At 75.4% G+C, this 1,194-nt stretch carries 1 protein-coding gene; it reads left to right on the plus strand.

Annotated features, from left to right (window positions below; genetic code table 11):
• Window positions 1-1,194, plus strand: a 1,194-nt coding sequence (locus ACIRS1_RS38450) for a zinc-binding dehydrogenase (protein WP_402847323.1), incomplete at both ends; no start/stop codon positions are given.

Raw genomic sequence — 1,194 nt, forward strand, 5'->3', positions numbered from 1 at the left:
CCACCCACCACCCCCACAGCGCCCTCCGCGGACAAACCCGCCACACCCCCACCCTCACCCCCACCACCAACCCCACCCCCGACACCGGCGCCGTCAAGCTGGTGCTCGGCGAGTACGGCACCGCGGACGACCTGCGGGCCGAGCCGCTGGAGCGGCGGGCGCCCGGCGCGGGCGAGGTCGAGATCCGGGTGCGGGCGGCCGGCCTGAACTTCCGCGACGTGCTGATCATGCTGGGCATGATGCGGGAGCACTACGCGGACGCGTACGGCCTCGACCGGGCCGCGGACGTCCCGCTGGGCTTCGAGTGCGCGGGCGTCGTGGCCGCCGTGGGCGCCGGGGTGACCGGACTGGCCGTCGGCGATCCGGTGATCGCGATGGCCGAGGGCGGCTTCGCCGACTTCGTCACGGTCGGCGCCGGCCAGGTCGCGGCGCTGCCCGCCGGACTGACCATGGCCGAGGGCGCCACCGTCCCGCTGGCCTTCCTGACCGCCCACTACGCGCTCACCCGGCTGGCCGGGCTCCGGGCCGGCGAGCGGGTGCTGATCCACGCCGCCTCCGGCGGGGTCGGCGGCGCCGCCGTGCAGATCGCCCTGGCGCTCGGCGCGGAGGTGTTCGCCACCGCGAGCGCGTCCAAGCACGACGCGGTCCGGGCCCTCGGGGTCGCCCACGTCTTCGACTCGCGCAGCACCTCGTTCGCCGACGAGGTCGCGGCCGCCACCGGCGGGCAGGGCGTCGACGTCGTCCTCAACAGCCTGAACGGCGAGTTCATCCCGGCGGGCCTCTCCGTGCTCGCCAAGGACGGGCGCTTCGTCGAGATGGGCAAGCTGGGCATCTGGTCGCCGGAGCGGATGCGCCGGGAGCGCCCGGACGCCGGGTACTTCCCGTTCGACCTCGGGGACGACGCCGAACTCGACGCCACGCTGCTGCCCGGACTGTTCGAGGAGCTCGGGGCGATGTTCGCGGCCGGCCGGCTCCGTCCGCTGCCGGTGACGGTGTTCCCCCGCGCCCGGGCGGCGCAGGCCTACACCCACATGCAGCACACCAGGCACACCGGCAAGGTCGTGCTGACCTTCGACCAGCGCGTCGAACTGTCGGGGAGGGGCAGCTACCTCGTCACCGGCGGCCTCGGCGGCCTCGGCCTGCAGGTCGCCCGCCGCCTCGCCGAACAGGGCGCCGGACACCTCGTCCTCGCCG

The sequence above is a fragment of the Kitasatospora sp. NPDC101176 genome (genome assembly GCF_044768035.1).
In the GTDB taxonomy this organism is placed as follows: Bacteria; Actinomycetota; Actinomycetes; order Streptomycetales; family Streptomycetaceae; genus Kitasatospora.